The following is a 23,481-nucleotide window of genomic DNA, read 5'->3' on the forward strand; positions in this document are numbered from 1 at the left end:
GTTATGGACCCCGATCCCACTCCTCATCCTCGATGGAGCAACCTTTCTTTCCGGTAAGCCTGTTTAACACTGCTTTACCGGAAAGCGTAAAGCAGTGACGTCCTTGATGTCCCTGCCATAAAAATAACATGCCTGACAGGTAGGTTTTGCTACGCCCGTCGGCAACGCTGCGTTCGCTTGCGCGAGCGCGGAGGGACTGTTTATGCTGAAAAATTATACCCGGCAGCTGTTCGCACAGCTTAGCCGCCATCTGCCACGCCGTTTAGTCCAGCGCGATCCGCTGCCGGACGCCCGCCATCTGGCGAGCGGCCCCATTCCTGAGTCGCTGGGCAAACAGTGCCTGGACGTGGCGGCGATGGACGACCAGGAGATCTGGCGCGCCTTTGACAGCCACCCTGAAGGGCTCAATGAAGGCGAAGTGGCGGCGAAAATCCTTAAACACGGCGACAACCAGATCCCGGCGCAGAAGCCCTCGCCGTGGTGGGTGCATCTGTGGACCTGCTATCGCAACCCGTTCAATCTGCTGTTGACGGTGCTGGGTATCGTCTCCTATTCCACCGAAGATCTGTTCGCCGCCGGGGTGATCGCCCTGATGGTGGGGATCTCGACGCTGCTCAACTTCATCCAGGAGGCGCGCTCGACCAAAGCGGCGGATGCGCTGAAGGCGATGGTGAGCAATACCGCCACCGTGCTGCGGGTGGTCAACGAGCAGGGGGAGAGCCGCTGGCTGGAGCTGCCTATCGACCAGCTGGTGCCGGGCGACATCATCCGGCTGTCGGCGGGGGATATGATCCCGGCGGACCTGCGTATCCTGCAGGCGCGGGATCTGTTCGTCGCCCAGGCCTCGCTGACCGGCGAATCGCTGCCGGTGGAGAAAGTGGCCCGCAGCCGCGATCCGCTGCAGCAGAACCCGCTGGAGTGCGACACCCTGTGCTTTATGGGCACCAACGTGGTGAGCGGCTCGGCGCAGGCCATCGTCTTCGCCACCGGCGGCCACACCTGGTTTGGTCAACTGGCCGGCCGCGTCAGCGAGCAGGAGAGCGAGCCGAACGCCTTCCAGAAAGGCATCAGCCGGGTGAGTATGCTGCTGATCCGCTTTATGCTGGTGATGGCCCCGGTGGTGCTGCTGATCAATGGCTACACCAAAGGCGACTGGTGGGAGGCGGCGCTGTTCGCGCTGTCGGTGGCGGTCGGCCTGACGCCGGAGATGCTGCCGATGATCGTCACCTCGACGCTGGCGCGCGGGGCGGTAAAGCTGTCGAAGCAAAAGGTCATCGTGAAGCACCTCGACGCCATTCAGAACTTTGGCGCGATGGACATCCTCTGCACCGATAAAACCGGCACCCTGACTCAGGATAAGATTGTGCTGGAGAACCATACCGACGTCTCCGGCAAGGTCAGCGAGCGCGTACTGCATGCCGCCTGGCTGAACAGCCACTACCAGACCGGGTTGAAAAATCTGCTCGACACCGCGGTGCTGGAGGGCGTTGAGCTGGAGGCCGCCCGCGGGCTGGCGGCGCGCTGGCAGAAAGTGGATGAGATCCCCTTCGATTTCGAACGCCGCCGCATGTCGGTGGTGGTGAAAGAGGAGGACGCCGCGCATCAGCTGATCTGCAAAGGGGCGCTGCAGGAGATCCTCAACGTCTCAACCCAGGTGCGCTACAACGGCGATATCGTGCCGCTGGACGACACCATGCTGCGCCGCATTCGCCGGGTCACTGACACCCTCAACCGGCAAGGGCTGCGGGTGGTGGCGGTGGCGACCAAGTACCTGCCGGCCCGCGAAGGCGACTACCAGCGCGCCGATGAGTCGGACCTGATCCTTGAAGGCTACATCGCCTTCCTCGATCCGCCGAAAGAGACCACCGCCCCGGCGCTGAAAGCGTTAAAAGCCAGCGGCATCACGGTGAAGATCCTCACCGGCGACAGCGAGCTGGTGGCGGCGAAGGTGTGCCATGAAGTGGGGCTGGATGCCGGCGAAGTGGTGATTGGCAGCCAGATTGAAGCCATGAGCGACGACGAGCTGGCGGCGCTGGCGAAACGCACCACGCTCTTCGCCCGCCTGGCGCCGCTGCATAAGGAGCGCATCGTGACGCTGCTGAAACGCGAAGGCCACGTGGTGGGCTTCATGGGCGACGGCATCAACGACGCCCCGGCGCTGCGCGCGGCGGACATCGGCATCTCGGTCGACGGCGCGGTGGATATCGCCCGCGAGGCGGCGGATATCATTCTGCTGGAGAAGAGCCTGATGGTGCTGGAGGAGGGGGTGATCGAAGGCCGCCGCACCTTCGCCAACATGCTTAAGTACATCAAAATGACCGCCAGCTCCAACTTCGGCAATGTCTTCAGCGTGCTGGTGGCCAGCGCCTTCCTGCCGTTTCTGCCGATGCTGCCGCTGCACCTGTTGATTCAGAACCTGCTGTACGATGTCTCCCAGGTGGCGATCCCGTTCGATAATGTAGACGATGAACAGATCCGCAAGCCGCAGCGCTGGAACCCGGCCGACCTCGGACGCTTTATGGTCTTCTTCGGCCCGATCAGCTCGATTTTCGACATCCTCACCTTCGGCCTGATGTGGTGGGTGTTCCACGCCAATACCGTGGAGATGCAGACCCTGTTCCAGTCCGGCTGGTTTATTGAAGGGCTGCTGTCGCAAACGCTGATCGTGCACATGATCCGCACCCGGCGCATTCCGTTCGTCCAGAGCCGCGCCGCCTGGCCGCTGTTCGCCATGACCCTGGTGGTGATGGCGGTGGGGATCGCGCTGCCGTTCTCGCCGCTGGCGGGCTATCTGCAGCTGCAGGCCCTGCCGCTGAGCTACTTCCCATGGCTGGTGGCGATCCTGGCGGGCTATATGGTGCTGACCCAAACGGTCAAAGGCTTTTACAGCCGCCGCTACGGCTGGCAGTGAGGGGAAGGTTTGCGGATGACCCCCGTAAAAAAGGCAGCCTGCGGGCTGCCTTTTTTCATGCCGGGGTTCGCGATCAGCGGCGTACGGCGATGGCTTCGATCTCGATCTTCACGTCTTTCGGCAGACGCGCCACTTCAACGCAGGAGCGCGCCGGGAAGGTGGCGTTGTGCTCGGTGAAGAACGCTTCGTATGTGGCGTTAACGGTAGCGAAATCGTTGAGATCTTTGACGAAAACGGTGGTCTTGACGATATCGCCGACGGTGAGGCCTGCGGCTTCAACGATGGCTTTCACGTTGTTCAGCGACTGGCGCGCCTGCGCGGATACGTCTTCCGGAACGCTGCCGGTTTTCGGGTCGACCGGGATCTGGCCAGAGGTGATGATCATGCTGCCCAGGTCAACGCCCTGAACGTAGGGGCCAATCGCTGCTGGTGCATTTTCCGTCGCAATAGTTTTGCTCATGTTATCTCCAGATGAACTGAGTAATGTTACGCAAAATCATTCAGGTGGCCGCCAGGCGGTAAGCGCTGTGCCGCCGGGCGCAGACGCCGCCTGAAGGACGAAGCGTAGGGTGGTAGCCATTATAGGGAGGCCTACCACCAATACCAACCGCATTTAGTTGGCCAGCACCACATAATGAGAAAACTCTTTTTCGCAGTATTTACATTTGAGTGCGATGTCATCAGCGCGTTTTTTCACTGCAAAACTGGAAGAAACCGGTTCGGCGTGGCTGATACAGTTGCTGTTCGGGCAGACCAGCACGCTGTCGATGCGATCCGGCAGGCTCGGGCGGGATTTGCCCACCACTTCGTAATCATCAATGCGGTTTACCGTCGCCTGCGGGGCGTACAGCGACAGCTGGTTAACCTGCTCGTCGGTCAGGAAGGTGTTCTCGATTTTAATCAAATCTTTGCGGCCCATCTCGCCGGAGGGCAGGTTCAGGCCGATGGTGATGCGCTGGTCGGTTTCGGTCAGTTTGAACAGGGTGAGCAGCTTAAAGCCGACCTGCGCCGGAATGTGGTCGATCACGGTGCCGCGTTTGATCGCTTCTACCTGCAGTTTATTGTCGTGTGTCATCTCTCATTTCCCCTTACAGTGCCAGCTCGCTATTCAGTACCAGTGCCAGTAACGCCTGGCGGGCGAAGATGCCGTTACCGGCCTGCTGGAAGTACCAGGCGTGCGGCGTTTTATCGACATCGGTGGTGATTTCGTCAATGCGCGGCAGCGGGTGCAGCACCTTCATATTGGCGCGCGCCCCTTCGAGGTCGGCGGCGCGCAGGACGAACTGCGCTTTGACGTTGGCGTATTCCGACGGATCCAGACGCTCTTTCTGCACGCGGGTCATGTAGAGAATATCCACTTCCGCCATCACGTCGTCGATGGCGCTATGCAGGCTCCAGGCGATGCCTTTTTCATCCAGCATATCGAGGATGTACTGCGGCATGGCCAGCGCGTCCGGGGCGATAAAGTAGAAGCGGTTGCCGCTGAATTTGGCCAGCGCCTGGGTCAGGGAGTGGACGGTACGGCCATACTTCAGATCGCCGACCATCGCCACGTTGAGGTTTTCGAGGCGGCCCTGGGTCTCCTGAATGGTGAACAGGTCGAGCAGGGTCTGGGTCGGGTGCTGGTTGGCGCCGTCGCCGGCGTTCAGTACCGGCACGCCGCCGGAGAATTCGGTTGCCAGGCGGGCGGCGCCCTCCTGCGGATGACGCATCACGATGGCGTCAACGTAGGTGCTGATGACGGAGATGGTATCCGCCAGCGTTTCCCCTTTTTTGCCCAGCGAGGTGTTGGCGCTGTCGGAGAAGCCGACCACGCTGGCCCCCAGGCGGTGCATCGAGGTTTCAAAAGAGAGGCGGGTGCGGGTCGAGGCTTCAAAGAAACAGCTGGCGATAACCTTATGCTTCAGCAGCTCGGGTTGTGGATTAGCTTTCAGCTTTGCCGCCGTCGCCAGCACCAGTTCGAGGTCTTCGCGGCTGAGATCGTTTATGGAAATGATATGTTTTTGATATAGCGGGTTAGCCATGCTTATCTCCTGACGCCTGGGCAAAAAAAAAGCCCCTTAAATAAGGGGCTTCGGGAATCCAATGAGCAACGGAAAGAAAAACGGCAGGCCAGCGTCTGCATTGAGACGCGCTAAGACAGAATGTCGTACGCAATTGGCCATGCTTCCTCCCGGCAAAACGACTGGCATTATACGCAGACCGTTATGACGATCAAGCGATTCATTCACAAACAGGTAATCGTTTGCCTGCAGAAAAGTGCGCCAGCGCAAAGAACCGTGAAACTGCACTGGTATGGCAGCGACGATGGGGGTATAAAACGCAAAAATGAAATGTTGTTTTATATTTGAGGTAAGCGATGATTATTGGCAATATCCACCATCTGCAGCCATGGCTGCCTGCCGCGCTGCGCGAGGCTATCGAACACGTTATCGCCCATGTCAGCGAGGCGACGCCGCTGGGTAAACATGATATCGACGGCAAAAACCTGTTTTATCTGATTTCCGAGGACACCACCGAGCCGCAGGCCGCGCGTCGCGCGGAATATCATGCCCGCTATCTCGATATCCAGATTGTGCTCCGCGGCAGCGAGGGGATGACCTTCAGCACCCTGCCGGCAGGAGAGCCGCAGACCGACTGGCTGGCGGAGAAAGACATCGCTTTCCTGGCGGAGGGGGCGCAGGAGCAAACGGTGATCCTTAACGAAGGGGACTTTGTGGTGTTTTATCCCGGCGAAGTGCATAAACCGCTGTGCGCCGTGGGCGCCCCGGCGAAGGTGCGCAAAGCGGTGGTGAAGATGCTGATGGCGTGACAAAGCGCCCTGACGAGCGGTATCCCGGATACGCGCCGAGCGATCCGGGATTTGACGGCGAGCGAAGGATTATTTGCTCAGCGTCGCCACCATCACCGCTTTGATGGTGTGCATCCGGTTTTCCGCCTGGTCGAAGACCACGCTTGCCGCCGACTCAAACACCTCGTCAGTCACCTCCATGCCGCCGTGCAGGCCGTATTCGGCAGCCATCTGTTTGCCCAGCGTGGTCTGGTCATCATGGAACGCTGGCAGGCAGTGGAGGAATTTGACCTGCGGGTTGCCGGTCAGCGCCAGCATCGCACTGTTAACCTGATAGTCGCGCAGCAGGGCGATACGTTCGGCCCATTTTTCCTTCGCCTCGCCCATTGAGACCCAGACGTCGGTATAGATAAAATCGGCGCCTTGCACCCCCGCGGCGATATCTTCCGTCAGGGTGATGTTACCGCCCTGCTGTTTCGCCAGCGCGGTACAGGTTTCCACCAGCGCGGCCTCCGGCCAGCAGGCCGAGGGCGCCACCAGGCGCAGATCCAGACCGGTCAGCGCCGCGGCTTCCAGCATCGAATTACCCATGTTGTTGCGCGCGTCGCCGGCGTAGACCAGCGTCATATGGTTAAAGGCTTTGCCCGGCAGGTGCTCTTTCATGGTCAGCAGGTCCGCCAGCAGCTGGGTAGGGTGGAACTCGTTGGTGAGGCCGTTCCACACCGGCACGCCGGCGTATTGCGCCAGGGTCTCCACCACTTCCTGGCCGTGGCCGCGGTACTGAATGCCGTCGTACATCCGTCCGAGCACGCGGGCGGTGTCCTTGATCGACTCTTTATGGCCAATCTGGCTGCCGCTGGGCCCCAGGTAGGTCACGCGGGCGCCCTGATCGTATGCGGCAACTTCGAAAGAGCATCGTGTACGGGTTGAGTCTTTTTCGAAGATGAGCGCGATGTTTTTCCCTGCCAGTTTCTGGACTTCGATACCGTTTTTCTTATCGGCTTTCAGCTTTGCCGCCAGCTCGAGCAGGTCGGTGATTTCTGCAGGCGTAAAATCGAGTAACTTTAAAAAATGCTTCTGGTAAAACGCAGACATGGTTCCCTCACCTGGCATAGGCCACTAATTGAATTAAAATTCAATTTATATGTATGAATATTCATTTGCAAGTCTGTGATCGAAATCTTTCACTGAGAAGTGGAGGCAATGACGGCGGTATGTGACAATAGGGATAACTGCCGCACATTATGAGGAACGAGCCATGGCAAACCCGGAACACCTGGAAGAACAGCGTGAAGAGACGCGTCTGATTATCGAAGAGCTGCTGGAAGATGGCAGCGATCCGGACGCACTGTACACGATTGAGCATCACCTCTCTGCAGACGATTTCGAAACCCTGGAGAAAGTGGCGGTGGAAGCGTTTAAGCTGGGCTACGAAGTGACCGAGCCCGAAGAGCTGGAAGTGGAAGAGGGTGAAGTGGTCATCTGCTGCGATATTCTGAGCGAATGCGCCCTGAACGCAGAACTGATCGATGCCCAGGTGGAACAGCTGATGACGCTGGCAGAAAAATTTGACGTCGAGTATGACGGTTGGGGCACCTACTATGAGGACCCGAACGGCGAAGAAGACGGCGAGGATGACGAAGATTTTGTCGATGAAGACGACGATGGTGTTCGTCACTAAGTCGCAGAAGATGTAGATGATACGGCGGCGCCAGCCGCCGTATAGCAAGGAACCTCCATGGATTACCCGCAGATACTCTCCCCGATTATCAACTTCCTGCACTGCCCGACGCCGCAGGCGTGGATTGACGAAGCCCGCAAGCCGGAAAACCTGCCGCTGCTGCTGACCGACCATATGGTGTGCGAACTGAAAGCGGCGCAGAACGCCATGCTGCTGGTGCGTCGCTACGTCGCGGATAAAGCCGACGCCGACGAGCTGCTGGCCTGCCTGAAGCCGTATGAAGACTTCACCTACCGCCGGGGGCCGGAGCCGGATTTTGTCGCCCTGCATAAGCGGATCAACAAAAGCGCCATGCCGCAGACCGACGACCCGTGGGGCCGTCAGCTGCTGGACAGCATGATTTTGCTGATTAAAGAGGAGCTGCATCACTTCTGGCAGGTGCGGGAGATGATGCTGGCGCGCGATATCCCCTACGTCAAAATCACCGCCAGCAACTATGCCCGCGGCATGCGACGGGAGGTGCGCTCACATGAGCCGGTGATGCTGATCGATAAGCTTATCTGCGGCGCCTATATCGAGGCCCGCTCCTGCGAGCGCTTTGCGGCGCTGGCGCCGTGGCTGGACGACGATCTGCAGAAGTTCTATCTGTCGCTGCTGCGCTCGGAAGCGCGTCACTATCAGGACTACCTGGATCTGGCGCAGAAGATTGCCGGAGAAGATATCAGCGAACGGGTCCGCCAGCTCGGCGAGGCGGAAGCGGCGCTGATCCTCCGTCCGGAGGCCGAGTTCCGCTTTCACAGCGGCGTGCCGGCGGCGGCGTAGCCCACGCTGTTCGGCTCCCGTCGCCCCGGTCGCCACTCACGCCGGCAGTCTCAGTAGCCATGGGGAGAGAGATAGCGTTGAGAGCTTCAGCTCGCCATGGTACGGGCCGTAGGTCGGGTGAGGCGTTAGCCGCCACCCGACAAAAAAACGGCACCGCGAGCACGGGTAAGGTGCTAGCGGTGCCATCCGGGACATACCCCGGCTCGCGCTACGCTTAGCCGGGCTACCGAACTGTAGCCCCGGTAAGCGTAGCTCTACCGGGGACGCCTGGGATATCGAGGCGTTACAGCATTTTCAACATCCGCACTTCGCAGTCCACGTGGCCGGTGCAGCCCAGCGGACCGTCAATATGTTCGAAGCCAAGATGCTCATATAAGCCGATCGCCTCCGTCAGGAAGGCGGTGGTTTCCAGATAGCAGCGTTTAAACCCTTGCTCGCGGGCGTAGTCCAGCGCCAGCAGCGCCAGCTTCTTCGCCAGCCCCTGGCCGCGGGCGCTGGTCATGAAATACATTTTCTGCAGCTCGCAGATATCCGGCTCGCTGCAGGCGAGCGGCGCGACGCCGCCGCCGCCAACCACTTCTCCCCCTTTCTCCACCACCCAATAGGCCGAGCCCGGCTGGCTGTACAGCTCATACAGCTCATCGAGATTCGGGTCGGCGACCGTATAGCCTTTATCGGCGGTCAGGCCATATTCTGCGGATACCTGGCGGATGACGGCCGCTATCGCAGCGTTATCCTGTACCGCGATACGGCGTAAAGTAAAGGTCTGTGGCGCGGCAAGATTCATAGAATCACTCAATTTTAGCTTAAATAACCATATATTTCTTTAATACCATTATTCGTTTACAGGCGCAAGGTGCGCGTGAAATGTATTGCCGGGAAAATTCAAAATAATATATTCTGCTCGCTTAATGCCGATGCGCATTATTTATTATTTTTATATATGGTTTAAAGTACAAGGACGACTTTTTTATGAGTATGATTTCAGGGCAATTGCAGCGTTCTGGCCATTCTTTTGTTTTTCATGGTCAGGTCGGGCGCTATTTTATTATTTGTCTGGTTAATATTATTTTTTCTGTAATAACTTGTGGGTTATTTATTCCATGGGCATGGGTACGGAGTCGCCGTTATCTTTGTGAGAATATGGAGGTTAATGGCGCCCGCTTTGCCTATCACGGGCGCGGTATCACGATTTTACTCAGCTGGCTATTGATATTTGTCGTGCTGGTTTTACTCAGCTTAGCGCTTGCCATTTTCTCTCCCGGTAGCGAAGGGCTGGAGACGCTGACATTTCTTATCCTGCTGCCGGTAATGATAATTAAGGGGTTAAGCTACCATGCGACGATGACCTCTTTCGCGAATATTCGCTTTGGGGTTCAGTGTCATCTGCTGCGCGGATGGTGGATTATGCTCGGCTTACCTTTGCTGATATACGTGCTAACAGCGGTGGTGTTCGCCATGCTGGGAAGTCGGCTCTTTTACAATGGCCTAAATAGCATGCTGCTGGGGATCGTTGTTCTGCTTTTGCTGGCGCTAGTTATTATGGCAATAACCAGCGGTGTGGTTTACAGCCACTGGCTTGATCTCATCGGCAAAGGCGCAACCTTAGGCAAAAATAAATTTAATATTTATGTGAGTACTAAGCGTTGTGTGGTGATTTTTTTATGGGCAACGGCGATTTTGTTGCCGTTTATCATCATTTTTATTGGCTTTTTATTTTCCGCATTCGCTCAACTGCTGACGGGCTGTATGTTTGGTCTGTGCAGTGAAGGTTCGGCACTGTTTATGGCATTGCGGCATCTTGGGGCGATATTAGGGGGATATATATTCCTCACTATCGGTATCGTGTTATCCATGGCATACCTTCGTGTGGCTTTACGTAATCACGCGATGAATAACCTGGTGCTGGGGGACAGCGTTCATTTTCGTTCCACCCTGACGTTTTTCGGTCTTGCTCCGCGTTTACTGGCGTTGACGTTTCTCACGCCGCTGACGCTGGGGCTGGCCTATCCCTGGTTTAAGATTGATTTGCTACGCTATATTGCTGAAAACACGACGATGGTCGGTGAGCTCGATTCGCTCGATCTACAGCCGGCGGCGCCACCGCAGCCGACGGTATCTGACAAACTATGCGGCGGTTTTTTTCCGATGCTGCCGTTCCTGTAATGTAAAAAGGCCGGAGCAAGCTCCGGCCTTTTTTCTATCGCGAGCAATTACAGCGCGGCGATCACCGCCTGCTGCTCAATCAGCTTCGCTTTCGCTTCCGCGTAGCCTTCCAGCTTCTCGCGCTCTTTGGCGATCACCGCTTCCGGCGCGCGGGCGACAAAGCCTTCGTTAGCCAGCTTGCTTTCGATGCGGCCAATTTCGCCTTCGATTTTGGCCACCTCTTTCGCCAGACGCGCCAGCTCATCTTCTTTGTTGATGAGGCCCGCCATCGGGATCAGCAGCTCGGCGCCGTCGACGATCTTGGTCACGGAGACCGGACCTTTATCATCGGCAGGCAGCACGGTAATGCTTTCCAGACGCGCCAGATTCAGCAGGAAGCTGCGGTTGTCGTTCACGCGACGCTCGGCCTCTTTGCTGCAGCCGCGCAGCAGCAGTTCCAGCGGTTTGCCCGGGGCGATGTTCATTTCCGCACGGATGTTACGTACGGCGACGATCGCCTGCTTCAGCCATTCGGTGTCGGCCAGCGCCGCGTCATCCACCTGAGAGGCATCATACTGCGGGAACGGCTGCAGCATGATGGTGTCGGCGGTGATCCCGCAGATGACCTTCACGCGCTGCCAGATGGTCTCGGTGATGAACGGAATGATCGGATGCGCCAGGCGCAGCAGACCTTCCAGCACGGTCACCAGCGTATGGCGAGTGCCGCGCAGTTCCGCTTCGCTGCCGCCGTTCATCACCGGCTTGGTCAGTTCCAGGTACCAGTCGCAGAACTGGTTCCAGGTGAACTCGTACAGGATGCCGGCGGCGATATCGAAGCGGAAGTTATCCAGCGCTTCGCGATACGCTTTGACGGTGTGGTTGAATTCCGCGAGGATCCAGCGGTCGGCCAGAGAGAGCACCCTTTCACCGCCGTTGAAGCCGCAATCCTGATCTTCGGTGTTCATCAGCACGAAGCGGCTGGCGTTCCACAGTTTGTTACAGAAGTTACGGTAACCTTCCAGACGCTTCATATCCCAGTTGATGTCGCGGCCGGTAGAGGCCAGCGCCGCCAGGGTGAAGCGCAGGGCGTCGGTGCCGTGCGGCTCGATGCCGTTCGGGAACTGTTTCTCGGTGCGCTTACGGATTTTCTCCGCCAGCTGCGGCTGCATCATGTTGCCGGTACGTTTCTCCAGCAGCTCCGGCAGGGTGATGCCGTCAACCATATCCAGCGGGTCGATAACGTTACCCTTGGATTTGGACATCTTCTGGCCTTCGTCATCGCGGATCAGACCGGTCATGTAGACGGTCTTAAACGGCACCTGCGGTTTACCGTTTTCATCTTTGATGAAGTGCATGGTCATCATGATCATGCGGGCGATCCAGAAGAAGATGATGTCGAAGCCGGACACCATCACGCTGGTCGGGTGGAACTGACGCAGGGCGTCGGTGTTTTCCGGCCAGCCGAGAGTGGAGAAGGTCCACAGCGCGGAGGAGAACCAGGTATCCAGCACGTCTTCGTCCTGGCGCAGCGCCACGTCGGCGCCGAGGTTATTTTCCTGGCGTACTTCGTCTTCGGTGCGGCCCACGTAAACGTTGCCGTCGTTGTCATACCATGCCGGGATGCGGTGACCCCACCACAGCTGACGGGAGATACACCAGTCCTGAATATCGCGCATCCAGGAGAAGTACATGTTTTCGTACTGCTTCGGCACGAACTGAATGTCGCCGTTTTCAACGGCTTCCACCGCCGGCTTGGCCAGCACGTCCGCGCGCACGTACCACTGGTCGGTCAGCATCGGTTCAATAACCACGCCGCCGCGGTCGCCGTAAGGCACGGTCAGGTCGTGCGGTTTGATCTCTTCCAGCAGGCCGAGGGCGTCAACCGCCGCAACGACGGCTTTACGCGCCGCGAAGCGTTCCAGTTTCTGGAACTCCGCCGGGATCTCGCTGGAGTAGACGTCGGATTCATTGCCTTTGGTGTCGTACACTTCCGCGCTTTCGCGGATGTCGCCGTCAAAGGTCAGGATGTTGATCATCGGCAGCTGGTGACGACGACCCACTTCGTAGTCGTTAAAGTCGTGCGCCGGGGTGATCTTCACGCAGCCGGTGCCTTTCTCCATGTCGGCGTGTTCGTCGCCCACAATCGGGATGCGGCGGTTAACCAGCGGCAGCACCACGAATTTGCCAATCAGATCTTTGTAACGCGGATCTTCCGGGTTAACGGCCACGCCGGTATCGCCCAGCAGGGTTTCCGGACGGGTGGTGGCGACCACCAGGTAGTCTTTACCGTCAGCGGTTTTCGCGCCATCGGCCAGCGGATAGCGGATATGCCACATGGAGCCTTTCGATTCGCGGTTTTCCACTTCCAGATCGGAGATGGCGGTACGCAGTTTCGGGTCCCAGTTAACCAGGCGTTTGCCGCGGTAGATCAGGTCTTCCTTGTACAGGCGAACGAAGACTTCTTTCACGGCATTGGAAAGGCCTTCGTCCATGGTGAAGCGCTCGCGCTCCCAGTCAACGGAGTTGCCGAGACGGCGCATCTGACGGGTAATGGTGCCGCCGGATTCCGCTTTCCACTGCCAGATTTTGTCGATAAAGGCATCGCGGCCGTAGTCGTGACGGGTTTTCCCTTCTTCAGCGGCAATCTTACGCTCAACCACCATCTGGGTAGCGATACCTGCGTGGTCGGTCCCCGCCTGCCACAGGGTGTTTTTGCCCTGCATGCGCTGGTAGCGAATCATGGTATCCATGATGGTTTGCTGGAAGGCATGACCCATATGCAAACTGCCGGTGACGTTCGGCGGCGGGATCATGATGCAGAAGCTCTCCTGGCTTTCATCACCATTCGGTTTGAAATAGCCCTGCTTTTCCCAGTGCTCGTAAAGCGGCTGTTCGATATCTTGTGGGTTGTATGTCTTTTCCATTATTTCCAGGTTGCCGTGTTCAGGTTGAAACCAGCCATGCGGTACGCCTTATAGCGTTCGCGCGCCAGTTGTTTCAGATTTTCTTCGTAAGGGACAAAGTCTATCACTTCTGTGAAAGCGGTGGCAAAATCTGCAAAGTTAAGCCGCAGGCTGATCAGAATGTCCCGCGGGCTGCTGTTGCGCTTTTGCGGCCAGGCAATCTCTACCGGCGCGCCGCCTCGCGGGCCTTCGCCCGCCAGATTGTGCGGCACAAAGCTCTCCGGTGGTCGCGACCACAGCGCCTCATCGAGACGAATCGCCTGCTGCTCATCTTCACAGGCGATCAGGACGCGCTTGCCGTTGCGCCAACGTTCTGCGGCAATGTCACACACCAGCTGCTCGACGGCGCTCAGGCCTTCGACGGTGTCTTCGTTGTCCAGAAGATAGAACGTTGCGTTTTTCATATATGGGGCTTCTTGTTGTGGATTTAAATGTAAAGCCGGGCGGCGCTACGCTTACCCGGCTTACAAACGGCATCTTTCCGTAGGCCCGGTAAGCGTAGCGCCACCGGGCATCAGACGGCAATCACTCTTCGCCGTTAAAACCCGCGCGATTGAGCAGGAACTGCGACAGCAGCGCGACCGGACGACCGGTGGCGCCTTTGGCCTTACCGGAACGCCAGGCGGTGCCGGCGATGTCGAGGTGCGCCCAGTTGTACTTGCGGGTGAAGCGCGACAGGAAGCAGCCGGCGGTGATCGCGCCGCCAGGACGGCCGCCAATATTCGCCATATCGGCAAAGTTGGATTCCAGCTGATCCTGGAACTCGTCGGCCAGCGGCAGACGCCATGCGCGGTCGCCCGCCAGTTCAGAGGCGCCGATCAGCTCATGGGCCAGCGGGTTATGGTTCGACATCAGGCCGGTGATGTGATGGCCGAGGGCAATCACGCAGGCGCCGGTCAGCGTCGCGACATCGATAACCGCTTCCGGCTCGAAGCGCTCAACGTAGGTCAGCACGTCGCACAGCACCAGACGGCCTTCGGCGTCGGTGTTGAGCACTTCCACCGTCTGGCCGGACATGGTGGTCAGAACATCGCCCGGGCGATAAGCGCGACCGCCAGGCATGTTTTCACAGCCCGCCAGCACGCCGATCACGTTCAGCGGCAGCTGCAGCTCAGCAACCATCCGCATCACGCCGTACACCGCCGCGGCGCCGCACATGTCGTACTTCATCTCGTCCATGCCTTCGGCCGGCTTGATGGAGATACCGCCGGAATCGAAGGTCAGGCCTTTACCGACCAGCACGATAGGGCGCGCGTCTTCCGACGGGTTGCCTTTATACTCGATGACCGACATCAGCGACTCGTTCTGCGAACCGTTGCCGACGGCGAGGTAGGCGTTCATTCCCAGCTCGCGCATCTGCTGTTCGCCGATCACCCGGGTGATGACGTTTTTGCTATAGGTATCGGCCAGCTGGCGCGCCTGGGAGGCCAGATAGGCGGCGTTACAGATGTTCGGCGGCATGTTGCCGAGATCTTTCGCCGCTTTGATGCCGGCGGCGATCGCCAGCCCGTGCTGAATGGCGCGTTCGCCGCTGGTCAGCTCGCGACGGGTCGGCACGTTAAAGACCATTTTACGCAGCGGGCGACGCGGCTCGCTTTTGTTGGTCTTCAGCTGGTCGAAGCTGTACAGCGTCTCTTTGGCGGTTTCCACCGCCTGGCGAACTTTCCAGTAGTTGTTACGACCCTTGACGTGCAACTCGGTCAGGAAGCAGACTGCCTCCATTGAACCGGTATCATTCAGGGTATTGATGGTTTTCTGGATGACCTGCTTGTACTGACGCTCATCCAGTTCGCGCTCTTTGCCGCAGCCAATCAGCAGAATGCGCTCAGACAGAATGTTCGGCACATGGTGCAGCAATAACGTCTGGCCAGGTTTGCCTTCCAGCTCGCCGCGACGCAGCAGGGCGCTGATGTAGCCGTCGCTGATTTTATCGAGTTGTTCGGCGATGGGGGAGAGGCGACGTGGTTCAAAGACGCCGACCACGATACAGGCGCTCCGCTGCTTCTCCGGGCTACCGCTTTTTACACTGAACTCCATGCACTATGCTCCTGAATCTTAAAGACAACAGTGGTGGCTACGGCTATACTCGTCGCCTTTCAAGTTGCAGATGCGCCGGCTGCGCCTGCTTACCCTGACGTGGCACATTGTGCGCGCCAGGGGCCACAGCCCTGCTGCCTTCTTACAACTCGAAATCCATTGAGTATATAATTGCAAGCTTTCGTAACTCATGTCCGCTGTTGCGGTGACTTCGTGTTAATCTTAACGTTAATAAGGCCTGGGTTCGTCAGAAAAGATCCTGACATGCAGAACCGATGAGTCATTTAATCTTAGCGACGTTTTCGACGACCAAAGAGAATAAATGACGTTTAAGCCATGAAACAAGCAATTTTCCTGCACTAAAACGGGTTTTTACGGGCGTATTTATAGTGATAATCATAAGATATCTGGTTCGTGAGACGCTGAAAAGCCAGTTGGCGATCCTATTCATCCTGTTACTGATTTTCTTTTGCCAGAAATTAGTCAGGATCCTCGGCGCTGCGGTGGATGGCGATATCCCAACCAATCTGGTGCTCTCGCTGCTGGGGCTCGGCATCCCGGAGATGGCGCAGCTTATCCTGCCGTTAAGTCTGTTCCTTGGCCTGCTGATGACCCTCGGCAAGCTGTACACCGAAAGCGAAATTACGGTGATGCACGCCTGCGGCCTGAGTAAAGCCGTATTGATCAAGGCGGCGATGATCCTCGCGCTGTTCACCGGCGCGGTGGCGGCGGTCAACGTGATGTGGGCAGGGCCGTGGTCGTCGCGCCATCAGGATGAAGTGCTGGCGGAAGCCAAGGCCAACCCCGGCATGGCCGCGCTGGCCCAGGGCCAGTTCCAGCAGGCCAGCGATGGTAACGCGGTCATGTTTATCGAGAGCGTGAACGGCAACCGCTTCCATGACGTCTTCCTTGCCCAGCTGCGCCCGAAAGGCAACGCGCGCCCCTCCGTGGTGGTGGCGGATTCCGGCGAGCTGTCGCAGCAGAAAGACGGTTCGCAGGTGGTGACCCTCAATAAGGGCACCCGCTTTGAAGGCACCGCGATGCTGCGCGACTTCCGCATCACCGACTTCAATAACTATCAGGCCATTATCGGCCACCAGGCGGTGGCCGCCGATCCGGACGACACCGAACAGATGGATATGCGCACCCTGTGGCAGACCCACACCGATCGTGCGCGCGCCGAACTGCACTGGCGCTTCACGCTGGTGGCGACCGTCTTCATTATGGCGCTGATGGTGGTGCCGCTCAGCGTGGTCAACCCGCGCCAGGGCCGCGTGCTGTCAATGCTGCCGGCGATGCTGCTCTACCTGGTGTTCTTCCTGCTGCAGACCTCGATTAAGTCGAACGGCGGCAAAGGCAAAATGGACCCGGCTATCTGGATGTGGGCGATTAACCTGCTCTATTTTGCGCTGGCGGTGCTGTTAAACCTGTGGGACACGGTGCCGATGCGCCGCTTCCGCGCCCGTTTTAATAAAGGAGCGGCCTGATGCAGGCGTTTGGCGTACTTGACCGTTATATCGGTAAGACGATTTTCAACACCATCATGATGACCCTGTTCATGCTGGTGTCGCTCTCCGGCATTATCAAGTTTGTCGATCAGCTGAAAAAGTCCGGGCAGGGTAGTTACGATGCGCTGGGCGCTGGCCTCTACACCATCCTCAGCGTGCCGAAAGACATCCAGATCTTCTTCCCGATGGCGGCGCTGCTTGGCGCGCTGCTGGGGCTGGGGATGCTGGCCCAGCGCAGCGAGCTGGTGGTGATGCAGGCGTCCGGTTTCACCCGGCTGCAGGTGGCGCTGGCGGTGATGAAAACCGCGATCCCGCTGGTGCTGTTGACCATGGCGATCGGCGAGTGGGTGGCGCCGCAGGGCGAACAGATGGCGCGCAACTACCGCGCCCAGCAGATGTACGGCGGTTCGCTGCTTTCCACCCAGCAGGGGCTGTGGGCGAAAGATGGCCATAACTTTGTCTATATCGAACGGGTAAAAGGTAACGATGAGCTGGGGGGCGTCAGCATTTATGCCTTCAACCCGGAGCGTCGTTTACAGTCGGTGCGCTATGCCGCCTCGGCAAAATTCGATAGCGAGAATAAAGTGTGGCGCCTGTCGCAGGTGGATGAATCCGATCTGACCGATCCGAAGCAGGTGACCGGGTCGCAGATGGTGAGCGGCACCTGGAAAACCAACCTGACGCCGGACAAGCTCGGCGTGGTAGCCCTGGATCCGGACGCGCTGTCGATCAGCGGGCTGCACAACTATGTGAAATACCTGAAGTCCAGCGGCCAGGATCCGGGACGCTACCAGCTCAATATGTGGAGCAAAATCTTCCAGCCGCTGTCGGTGGCGGTGATGATGCTGATGGCGCTGTCGTTTATCTTTGGCCCGCTGCGTAGCGTGCCGATGGGCGTCAGGGTGGTGACCGGGATTAGCTTCGGCTTTATCTTCTACGTGCTGGATCAGATTTTCGGCCCGCTGACCCTGGTGTACGGCATACCGCCGATCATCGGCGCCCTGTTGCCAAGCGCCAGCTTCTTCCTGATAAGCCTCTGGCTGATGATGCGCAAGGCCTAGCGGTCTCGGCTACGGAACGTAAGCCCCCTCAACGATGAGGGGGCTTTTTTTTAGCGCTTGCGGCCGCCCAGCAGACTGCCCAGCATGCCGCGGACGATCTGATTGGTGACCTGGCGAACCGCGCTTTTCGCCGCGGTCTGCACGATACCGTCGCGTTTGCCGCCGCGCGGGCCGGTGCTGCCGAACAGGATATCTTTCAGGCCGCCGAGCAGCCCATCGTCATCCCCGCTCTGCTGACCCTTCGCCGGCGGAGCCGACTGCTGCTCGGTAGTGACCTGCACCCCTTGCTGCAGCATTTCGAAGGCCGACTCGCGGTCCACCTCTTCTTCATACTTGCCGTACAGCGGCGAGTGATTCAGCAGGCCATTGCGCTCATCATCGCTGACCGGCCCCATTCGCGAGCAGGGGGCGATAACCATCGCCCGCTCGACCACCGAGGGGCTGCCTTTCTCATCGAGGAAGGAGATCAGCGCCTCGCCGGTGCCCAGCTCCTGGATCGCCTGCTCGGTACTGAAGGCCGGGTTGGCGCGCATGGTCTGGGCGGCGGTTTTCACCGCTTTCTGATCCTTCGGCGTAAAGGCGCGCAGCGCGTGCTGTACGCGGTTGCCCAGCTGGCCGAGCACGGCGTCGGGTATATCCGCCGGGTTCTGCGAGACAAAATAGACGCCGACGCCCTTGGAGCGAATAAGACGGATCACCTGTTCGATTTTATCCAGCAGCACCTGCGGCGCGTCGTTGAACAGCAGATGCGCCTCATCGAAGAAGAACACCAGTTTGGGCTTGTCGAGATCGCCCGCCTCCGGCAGACGCTCGTACAGCTCGGAGAGCATCCACAGCAGGCTGGCGGCGTAGAGCTTCGGCATCTGGTAGAGCTTTTCGGCGCTGAGGATATTGATTATCCCTTTGCCGCAGGCATCGACGCGCATCCAGTCGGCAATATCCAGCATCGGCTCGCCGAAGAAGTGCCCGGCGCCCTGTTGCTCCAGGGTCAACAGTCCGCGCTGGATGGCGCCGACCGAGGCGCTGCTGATATTGCCATACTGGTTCTGGAAAGATTTGGCGTTGTCGCCGATAAACTGGGTGATGGCGCGGAGGTCTTTGAAGTCAAGCAGCAGCAGACCGCGGTCGTCCGCGATGCGGAAAATAATGTTCAGCACGCCGCTCTGCACCTCATTGAGATTGAGCAGGCGCGCCAGCAGCAGGGGGCCAAGATCGGAGACCGTCGCCCGAACCGGGTGGCCCTTCTCGCCAAAGATATCCCAGAGTACCACCGGGTTGGCGTGCGGCTCCCAGTCGCTGACGCCGATCTTCTCCAGCCGCGCCTGCAGTTTCTCTGAGCTCTGCCCCGCGGCGGCAATGCCGGTCAGGTCGCCCTTAACGTCCGCCATAAATACCGGCACGCCAATTTCCGAGAACGACTCAGCCAGCTTTTGCAGGGTGACGGTTTTACCGGTGCCGGTCGCACCGGTGATCAGCCCATGGCGGTTGGCCATCGCGGGCAGCAAATAGAGCGCGTTATCCAGCGTGCGCGCAATCAACAGGGGTGAGCTCATGATCGATTCCTCCATTTATCCTGCGACGATTATAGGCAACCTCGTCGTCCGGCGTTGGGGAAATCGTCACGCGCCGCGCACGCTGTCGCGAGAGGCCTCAGGCGCAGTGGCGTTGGATAAGCGCAATGCTCTGCTCAATTTCGCGCTCGATATCCGCTTCGCTCCACTGCGCCAGCTCGGGAGCGAAGGGTTCAAAAGCGTATACCCCCTGATACCCGCGGGCTTCCAGCGCTTTAACCTGCTCGCAGGTGCCGAGGCGATCCTGCGGCGTCAGCATGATGCGCTCGGCATCGGTGAGCTGCTCGCGCGGACGGGTATCGTCCACCCCGGAGAGGTGCACCAGACCGATGTCCGCCACCTCCACCTGGCTGAACTCGTCCGCCGCCTGCGGGTAGAGATGGTGATGGAAGGTGTCGATCAGCAGCTTAAACGGCACGCGGGCGTCATGGATCAGCGTCTGCGCCTGGTGCGCCGATCGCAGTGAGCTTTGCGGGAAGCCCAGCGGCTCCACCAGGCCGTGGATGCCGTAGAAGGCGAACAGCGGCGCCAGGTCGCGCAGGGCGCTCAGAGTGTCGCTGGCCGGCACCTCGCTGCCGTCGTTGAGCGGGCAGAGCACCAGCGATTTAGCGCCGATGGCCTGGGCCTCTTTCAGCAGCGACTCGGTCAGCTGCCGCACCTCTTCGCTACGGCGGTTAAAGGGATAGACCGCGTTAATCGTCAGGATCTCGATGTGGTAACGCGCCGCCAGCTCGCGCACCTGCTGATGGCTCAGATCGTCGGTCACTTTCCCGCTGGGTAAATCGTTGCGCAGCTCGACTTTATTCAGGCCCAGACGGTTCACCAGACGGAAAAACGCTTCAATGCTGAGCGCTGGCGCGATTTTGCGGTTAATACAAAAACGTTGCATTGCGATGGCCATAGGACACTCCTGACGGAAGAGGGTTGGGTTCGTTCAATTGGCTAACAGTCAAAACGTTTATTCCAAAATAAGCAAGAATGAAAATGATGATTGTTTGAGCTGCCTCGCAAAATATTCCCGGCTGCCGCGGCGGGAGCTACCGGGACCGGGAGCCAGGTATCGCGAGGCGGCGCGGCTCGATGGGGGAAGCGCGTAAGCGATGCGTGAGCGCAAAATGCGACTGTTATCACCAAAATGAAATTTCATTTCACAACAATGTTGAAATATAAATTTCATTTTACTACGGTTATAGCACAGCAGAATCAGCGACGGGCCGGCGTGCGCTGGCCCTCTTCACTATGAGGCGAGAACATGACGATCACAGGAAACTTTATTGGCGGGAAAACCGTTATCAGCAGCAGCAACGAAACGATGCCGGTGTACGATCCGGCGACGGGCAAAGCGGTGCGCGAAGTCACGGTATCGACCGCGCAGGAAGTCTCTGAGGCGATTCAGGTTGCTCGCGATGCGTTTGACAGCTGGTCTCGCACCACGCCGCTGCGCCGCGCCCGCGTGCTGTTCAACTTTAAAATGTTGCTGGAACAGCACGTGGAAGAGCTGGCGGGGATCATCGTCAGCGAGCACGGCAAAGTGTGGTCGGATGCGCTGGGCGAGCTGACCCGCGGCATGGAAGTGGTCGAATTCGCCTGCGGGATCCCGCACCTGATTAAAGGCGAATACTCCTCTGACGTCGGCACCGGCGTCGACAGCTACTCGTTGATGCAGCCGCTGGGCGTGGTGGCCGGGATCACCCCGTTCAACTTCCCGGCGATGGTGCCGATGTGGATGTTCCCGCTGGCGCTGGCCTGCGGCAACAGCTTCGTCCTCAAGCCGCCGGCGCTGGCGCCGACGGCCGCCGTGCGTCTGGCAGAGCTGCTGAAAGAGGCCGGTCTGCCGGACGGCGTGTTTAACGTCGTGCACTGCAGCAATGAAGATGCCGAGCAGCTGTACACTGACCCGCGCATTGCGGCGGTGAGCTTCGTCGGCTCCTCCGGCGTGGCGGAGTATATCTATAAGACCGCCAGCGCCCACGGCAAGCGCGTGCAGGCCTTCGGCGCGGCCAAAAACCACGCGATAGTGATGCCGGATGCCGATCTCGACGCCACCGTTAACGCCATTATGGGCGGCGCCTTCGGTTCCGCAGGCGAGCGCTGCATGGCGCTGCCGGTGGTGGTAGCGGTGGGAGATGAAACCGCCGACAAACTGATCGCTCGCCTGAAGCCGCTGGTGGAAGCGCTGAAAGTGGGCCCGGGCTGCATGCGCGGCCAGGAAGAGAACGAGATGGGGCCGGTGGTGTCTGATACTCACCAGAAAAAAGTGCTCGGCTATATTGATAAAGGCGAAAGCGAAGGGGCAAAACTGGTGGTCGATGGCCGCAAACTGCGCGTGCCGGGCTACGACGCGGGCTATTATATCGGCGGCACCCTGTTCGATCACGTTACCCCGGAGATGACCATCTGGCGCGAAGAGATCTTTGGCCCGGTGCTGGGGATTGTGCGCGCGGCGGACTATGACAGCGCCCTCGAACTGGTCAACAGCCACGAGTTTGGCAACGGCAGCGCCGTCTTCACCAGCAACGGCCACACCGCGCGTGAATTCGTCCACGACGTGCAGGCGGGGATGGTCGGGGTGAACGTGCCGGTCCCGGTGCCGATGGCGTTCCACAGCTTCGGCGGCTGGAAGCGCTCAGTGTTTGGCGCGCTGAACGTCCACGGGCCGGACGGCGTGCGCTTCTACACGCGCATGAAGACCGCCACCGTACGCTGGCCGGCAGGGCAGCAGACCGTATCTGAATTCAGCATGCCGACGTTAGGTTAATCGGCGAAGGAGAGCGCCATGTCGTTACTGGCTAAATCGCGAAAAGAGGGACAGATCCAGCACATTACGCCGCAAAGCGCCGGTTGGCGCTATATCGGCTTTGATGTCTGGATGTTGAAAAAAGGGCAGACCGTGACGCTGGAGAGCGGCGATCGCGAGCTGTGCCTGGTGCTGGTCGCTGGCCTGGCGTCGGTGAAAACGCAGCAGGCCGATTTCCCGAATCTCGGTAAACGGATGTCGCCGTTTGAACGTACCCCGCCGTGGTCGGTATACGTGCCGCCGCAGGATCGGGTCGAGGTGACCGCCGATTCCGATCTGGAGCTGGCGGTGTGCAGCGCGCCGGGCAAAGGCAGCTTCCCGGCACGACTGATTCGGCCGGAAGACGTCGGCGTGGAGCACCGCGGGAAAGGGCGCAACCAGCGCCGGGTGCATAATATTCTGCCGGACAGCGCCGAGGCGGATTGCCTGCTGGTGGTCGAGGTCTACACCGACGAAGGGGCCACCAGCTCGTGGCCGTCGCATAAGCACGATACCGCCCAGCCGGGCAAAGAGACGCAGCTGGAAGAGACCTACTATCACCGCTTCGATCCGCCGCAGGGCTTTGCCTTCCAGCGGGTCTACACCGACGACCGCAGTCTGGACGCCTGCATGGCGCCCTATAACCACGATGTGGTGATGGTGCCGCGCGGTTACCATCCGGTGGCGGCGATTGCCGGTTACGACAGCTACTATCTGAACGTCATGGCCGGGCCGGATCGGAAATGGCTGTTCACCTGGGAAGAGGACCACGCCTGGATCAACACCCCGGAATATCCGCGCCACGACTAACGTGACGCGCAGACGCCGATAAAAAAGGCCGGTTAGCGATGCTAACCGGCCTTCTTGTCTATGGGCTGCGGGTGTTTTTTCGCGAAAGGCTCCGCGGAATCCCACTCCCAGGCCCGGCAAGCGCAGCGTCGCTGGGCAGTCAGGCACCGTACCCGTGGCCGTGCCGGATGGCGCTACGCTTATCCGGCCTACGGGGTCCTCTCACAGGCTCATACCTCGTAGGCCCGGCCAGCGCAGCGCCGCCGGGCAAGATATCAGGCTCGATACCCGTCATGTTGCCGGGTGGCGGCTGCGCCTGACCCGGCCTGGAGGGTTCGTGCGACCTGTCCTTGATTTACCCACTTGCGCGACTGAAACTGCCGGTGCTGACGGCCTCAAAATCGCTGAGACGTTCCCGGAAGGCCG

General features: G+C 59.2%; 21 protein-coding genes. 9 read left to right on the top strand and 12 right to left on the bottom strand.

Translation table 11 applies throughout. The features are described from left to right. Positions 1 to 202 precede the first annotated feature (202 nt). Positions 203 to 2,911 (top strand): magnesium-translocating P-type ATPase, encoded by a 2,709-nt coding sequence (gene mgtA, locus ABLV54_RS00930; protein ID WP_023291764.1) that lies wholly within the window; start codon positions 203 to 205, stop codon positions 2,909 to 2,911. Positions 2,912 to 2,984: 73 nt separating this feature from the next. Here the strand turns inward: mgtA and ridA are convergent, their stop codons facing one another. The 5 genes from ridA to ABLV54_RS00955 form a co-directional block, all read right to left on the bottom strand. Further along, positions 2,985 to 3,371 carry a 2-iminobutanoate/2-iminopropanoate deaminase gene (gene ridA / locus ABLV54_RS00935; RefSeq protein WP_002886926.1) on the bottom strand — a complete coding sequence of 129 codons (387 nt, stop codon included), beginning with the start codon at positions 3,369 to 3,371 and terminating at the stop codon, positions 2,985 to 2,987. A gap of 153 nt (positions 3,372 to 3,524) precedes the next feature. Continuing rightward, positions 3,525 to 3,986, bottom strand: a complete 462-nt coding sequence (gene pyrI, locus ABLV54_RS00940; RefSeq protein ID WP_002886927.1) for an aspartate carbamoyltransferase regulatory subunit — start codon at positions 3,984 to 3,986, stop codon at positions 3,525 to 3,527. Between the two features lie 13 nt (positions 3,987 to 3,999). Then, positions 4,000 to 4,935, bottom strand: coding sequence for an aspartate carbamoyltransferase (gene pyrB, locus ABLV54_RS00945; protein WP_004206522.1), 936 nt, complete (start codon positions 4,933 to 4,935; stop codon positions 4,000 to 4,002). A 2-nt stretch (positions 4,936 to 4,937) separates the two neighbouring features. Then, a complete protein-coding gene (locus ABLV54_RS00950) occupies positions 4,938 to 4,997 on the bottom strand; it encodes a pyrBI operon leader peptide (RefSeq protein WP_227650304.1) in 60 nt (19 codons plus the stop codon). Beyond that, positions 4,972 to 5,076: a pyrBI operon leader peptide gene (locus tag ABLV54_RS00955; RefSeq protein WP_002886930.1), complete on the bottom strand. Its 105-nt coding sequence runs from the start codon at positions 5,074 to 5,076 to the stop codon at positions 4,972 to 4,974. Before ABLV54_RS00955 ends, ABLV54_RS00950 begins: the two co-directional genes overlap by 26 nt. A 194-nt stretch (positions 5,077 to 5,270) precedes the next feature. Between ABLV54_RS00955 and ABLV54_RS00960 the strand changes: the two genes are divergently transcribed. After that, a complete protein-coding gene (locus tag ABLV54_RS00960) occupies positions 5,271 to 5,723 on the top strand; it encodes a YhcH/YjgK/YiaL family protein (protein ID WP_050533676.1) in 453 nt (150 codons plus the stop codon). A 69-nt stretch (positions 5,724 to 5,792) separates the two neighbouring features. Here the strand turns inward: ABLV54_RS00960 and argF are convergent, their stop codons facing one another. Continuing rightward, positions 5,793 to 6,797 (bottom strand): ornithine carbamoyltransferase, encoded by a 1,005-nt coding sequence (gene argF / locus ABLV54_RS00965; protein WP_050533677.1) that lies wholly within the window; start codon positions 6,795 to 6,797, stop codon positions 5,793 to 5,795. Between the two features lie 163 nt (positions 6,798 to 6,960). Between argF and rraB the strand changes: the two genes are divergently transcribed. Next, positions 6,961 to 7,383, top strand: coding sequence for a ribonuclease E inhibitor RraB (gene rraB, locus ABLV54_RS00970; protein WP_023291768.1), 423 nt, complete (start codon positions 6,961 to 6,963; stop codon positions 7,381 to 7,383). A gap of 57 nt (positions 7,384 to 7,440) precedes the next feature. Beyond that, complete coding sequence (gene miaE / locus ABLV54_RS00975; RefSeq protein ID WP_023291769.1) at positions 7,441 to 8,205, top strand: tRNA isopentenyl-2-thiomethyl-A-37 hydroxylase MiaE; 765 nt, start codon at positions 7,441 to 7,443, stop codon at positions 8,203 to 8,205. Between the two features lie 283 nt (positions 8,206 to 8,488). On the opposite strand, the gene ABLV54_RS00980 is transcribed toward miaE, so the two are convergent. Further along, positions 8,489 to 8,992 (bottom strand): GNAT family N-acetyltransferase, encoded by a 504-nt coding sequence (locus ABLV54_RS00980; protein WP_050533678.1) that lies wholly within the window; start codon positions 8,990 to 8,992, stop codon positions 8,489 to 8,491. 185 nt (positions 8,993 to 9,177) lie between these two features. Between ABLV54_RS00980 and ABLV54_RS00985 the strand changes: the two genes are divergently transcribed. After that, positions 9,178 to 10,371 carry a DUF898 family protein gene (locus tag ABLV54_RS00985; RefSeq protein WP_156835338.1) on the top strand — a complete coding sequence of 398 codons (1,194 nt, stop codon included), beginning with the start codon at positions 9,178 to 9,180 and terminating at the stop codon, positions 10,369 to 10,371. Positions 10,372 to 10,418: 47 nt separating this feature from the next. On the opposite strand, the gene ABLV54_RS00990 is transcribed toward ABLV54_RS00985, so the two are convergent. From ABLV54_RS00990 to pepA, 3 genes are all read right to left on the bottom strand, one after another. Beyond that, positions 10,419 to 13,274 carry a valine--tRNA ligase gene (locus tag ABLV54_RS00990; RefSeq protein ID WP_044525210.1) on the bottom strand — a complete coding sequence of 952 codons (2,856 nt, stop codon included), beginning with the start codon at positions 13,272 to 13,274 and terminating at the stop codon, positions 10,419 to 10,421. After that, on the bottom strand, positions 13,274 to 13,717 hold the full coding sequence (gene holC, locus ABLV54_RS00995) for a DNA polymerase III subunit chi (protein WP_048296514.1): 444 nt from the start codon (positions 13,715 to 13,717) through the stop codon (positions 13,274 to 13,276). Before holC ends, ABLV54_RS00990 begins: the two co-directional genes overlap by 1 nt. Before the next feature lie 121 nt (positions 13,718 to 13,838). After that, positions 13,839 to 15,350 (bottom strand): leucyl aminopeptidase, encoded by a 1,512-nt coding sequence (gene pepA / locus ABLV54_RS01000; protein ID WP_004206531.1) that lies wholly within the window; start codon positions 15,348 to 15,350, stop codon positions 13,839 to 13,841. 389 nt (positions 15,351 to 15,739) lie between these two features. Here pepA and lptF point away from each other — a divergent pair, with 389 nt between their 5' ends. Both lptF and lptG read left to right on the top strand, forming a co-directional pair. Continuing rightward, a complete protein-coding gene (gene lptF, locus ABLV54_RS01005) occupies positions 15,740 to 16,837 on the top strand; it encodes an LPS export ABC transporter permease LptF (protein WP_023291773.1) in 1,098 nt (365 codons plus the stop codon). Continuing rightward, positions 16,837 to 17,919, top strand: coding sequence for an LPS export ABC transporter permease LptG (lptG, locus tag ABLV54_RS01010; RefSeq protein ID WP_002886956.1), 1,083 nt, complete (start codon positions 16,837 to 16,839; stop codon positions 17,917 to 17,919). The genes lptF and lptG overlap by 1 nt, the downstream gene beginning before the upstream one ends. A gap of 50 nt (positions 17,920 to 17,969) precedes the next feature. On the opposite strand, the gene ABLV54_RS01015 is transcribed toward lptG, so the two are convergent. Both ABLV54_RS01015 and ABLV54_RS01020 read right to left on the bottom strand, forming a co-directional pair. Continuing rightward, positions 17,970 to 19,472, bottom strand: a complete 1,503-nt coding sequence (locus ABLV54_RS01015; protein ID WP_050533680.1) for a helicase HerA-like C-terminal domain-containing protein — start codon at positions 19,470 to 19,472, stop codon at positions 17,970 to 17,972. A gap of 97 nt (positions 19,473 to 19,569) precedes the next feature. Next, entirely contained in the window at positions 19,570 to 20,391 is an 822-nt protein-coding gene (locus tag ABLV54_RS01020; RefSeq protein ID WP_044525212.1) for a TIM barrel protein, read from the bottom strand. Positions 20,392 to 20,742: 351 nt separating this feature from the next. On the opposite strand from ABLV54_RS01020, the gene ABLV54_RS01025 reads away from it, so the two are divergent. Together ABLV54_RS01025 and iolB are read left to right on the top strand one after the other, a co-directional pair. After that, complete coding sequence (locus ABLV54_RS01025; protein WP_023291776.1) at positions 20,743 to 22,248, top strand: CoA-acylating methylmalonate-semialdehyde dehydrogenase; 1,506 nt, start codon at positions 20,743 to 20,745, stop codon at positions 22,246 to 22,248. 18 nt (positions 22,249 to 22,266) lie between these two features. Then, complete coding sequence (gene iolB, locus ABLV54_RS01030; protein WP_023291777.1) at positions 22,267 to 23,076, top strand: 5-deoxy-glucuronate isomerase; 810 nt, start codon at positions 22,267 to 22,269, stop codon at positions 23,074 to 23,076. Positions 23,077 to 23,481 lie beyond the last annotated feature (405 nt).

The sequence above is a fragment of the Klebsiella sp. JB_Kp042 genome, assembly GCF_040065275.1.
Classification (GTDB): domain Bacteria; phylum Pseudomonadota; class Gammaproteobacteria; order Enterobacterales; family Enterobacteriaceae; genus Klebsiella; species Klebsiella quasipneumoniae.